A 2,356-nucleotide genomic window follows, 5' to 3' on the forward strand; every position below is an offset into this window, starting at 1 on the left:
TGATATCCCCTATGAAGATGCACATTAATAGCCTTTTTTCCATCACTAGCGCATCTGGTTTTCCACCTCTTTTTTATTCTTCTCAGCCTTTTCCAGTAGTGCTATTATCTTTTTAAATGTAGATCTCTTCACACCACTTAATCTACGAAACGCTTCATCTTTATAATTTTTGATTTTTTCGTATTTCATCTCAACCTCTTTTATGGAGCTGAGTTAACACTTATTGCTTAGGTTATGCAAGCGGTCTATTATGTAAAATACTCGATTAACACGATTTTTCTTCTCGTGTTTACTGCTATTACCATACTTGCACCATTCAAAATGATCCTTAACGAGCTTTCATTCATGATCTGTTAAATCCTTTATATTACTCATTCTTATTACCTCATAGCTTCACTATACTCCCTCCGTTTATCCATGAATACAGATTCTAAAAATTTGAGCACCAAGTAGGTTTTTGAATATATACTCAGCCTCACTAAATCATAAATATTGACAAATTGCCATGAATGCGTGACTGAGCGAGAATTTGAAAAAACTTTTTTGTGGAACGTTTGAATACCAAAAATCAAGCCAATACTCAATACACTAGTAATAATGAATCTTTTTATCCTGCTCCAACTTAGCTGTTGAATTCGAAAAAACTAACCAATCACCAAAGGACACATAAAGCGTTTCTGAACAACTTTCAGTGGCATAGATGAGAAGTATCCAAAATACAACCCATTTCAAAAAGATGAGAAGTATCCAAAATACAACCCATTTCAAAAAGGAAAACTGTTGCTATGTCTTTTATTTTTGCACAAGCTGCACTAAGAGAAACATGTATCCAAACGCGAGAGTACCATCCTTCCAAATCCACCCTGCATGGATGCCAATCCAATAACTACTAAGGAAAAAGTAGGGCAACGTATCAAGCTCCAGTGTGAGTTGCAAGGCGAAAAGCTAGGATATAAACGCTACCCCATAACAGTCCTATATTCAATAGAAACATTAATAGAGGGCCCCGATACAGTCAATTCAACTATCTCCAAACCCAAACCATGAAATAAGATGTGTGCTGAGAGTAGCCTCCTGATAAGGCTAATTGGTACATACTTAGAGAGTCGGGAGACATTAATCCAGGAAAAAATATAAAGAGATATCCAAAAATTGCGCAAACAAACACTGTCCACCGAACGCGAGATGTTTCGATGATTTCTATACTAGGGAAGCCAGAGAAGATCATATCTTCGAAATTTAACTTTTTTGAGGTGATATCATAAATAAAAAATTAAAATTTGTACAGAGATTAGTTGCCTTAAAAGATTACTGAACCTTTTTATAGGGCTTATTAACACGATAAACACATTTCCACGATCAAGATAAGATCTCGTTTTTTAGAATTTAGGCGGTTTTCTTTGGGAGGGACACCAGGATTAAAGCCGCATTTTTTAACCTATTGTCGGGTTAGATCATAAGCACGATCTATAATAAAGAGGATTTTAGGGAAATACTGTTCCCAATCTTTCAATCAATACTGACCATTATTTCCATTATGCCCTTGACCAAGAGAGAAAAAAGTTAACCAAAAATGATTATTCTCAGCACCCAAATAAATTTTATCGTCCATCCATTACCGGATTTTCAATAAATTGGGGGCCGTTTTTTAAGCTCGACCCATTGAGGTGGACTTGGATGGTTGAATTGTCTAATCCCCAGTACTTTACGGCAATTTGAATGAATTTTTTCTTTTTCGAGCGTTCAAAACAAACACTCCAAAACGCTGCTTTTACTCTACTACTTTGCGTGTAAAGCCTGTGCTAATTGCCTCAAATATAGCCAAATACCCATAGAATAGTGATAGAGAATAACACGTCCATTGAACAATGTGTAGAACATCGTATCTGTTTAGTGGGAGCGCATTGTTTCTCAATGGGATTAAGGTCAGGAGAATAAGGAGGTAGGTTATCAGCATCCTTAATTAGACCTGTTGCATAACCTAAGAAATAAGCGTTAACTCAGCTCCATAAAAGAGGTTGAGATGAAATACGAAAAAATCAAAAATTATAAAGATGAAGCGTTTCGTAGATTAAGTGGTGTGAAGAGATCTACATTTAAAAAGATAATAGCACTACTAAAAGAGGCTGAGAAGAAAAAAAAGCAAGAGGTGGAAAACCAGATGCGCTAGCGATGGAAAAAAGGCTATTAATGTGCATCTTCATAGGGGATATCAGAGAGTAGTGGTTATAAAACTATCAGATGGATAGAAGATACGTTCATCAAGCATCCTGATTTTGCTTTACCAGGTAGGAAAGCGCTCCTTAAAAGCGATATGGAATATGAAGTTGTCCTTATTGATAAGGGTCAAGAATAA

At 36.0% G+C, this 2,356-nt stretch carries 1 protein-coding gene and 1 pseudogene; one reads left to right on the forward strand and one right to left on the reverse strand.

The annotated features are described in order from the left end of the window. Nucleotides 1-45: 45 nt before the first annotated feature. Complete coding sequence (locus HCUR_RS08145) at nt 46-189, reverse strand: Rho GTPase-activating protein (protein ID WP_165780613.1); 144 nt, start codon at nt 187-189, stop codon at nt 46-48. 1,834 nt (nt 190-2,023) lie between these two features. Between HCUR_RS08145 and HCUR_RS09450 the strand changes: the two are divergent. Next, nucleotides 2,024-2,341: pseudogene (locus tag HCUR_RS09450) on the forward strand (IS5/IS1182 family transposase); the annotation flags it as partial. Nucleotides 2,342-2,356: the final 15 nt, after the last annotated feature.

This window comes from Holospora curviuscula, assembly GCF_002930195.1.
GTDB lineage: Bacteria > Pseudomonadota > Alphaproteobacteria > Holosporales > Holosporaceae > Holospora > Holospora curviuscula.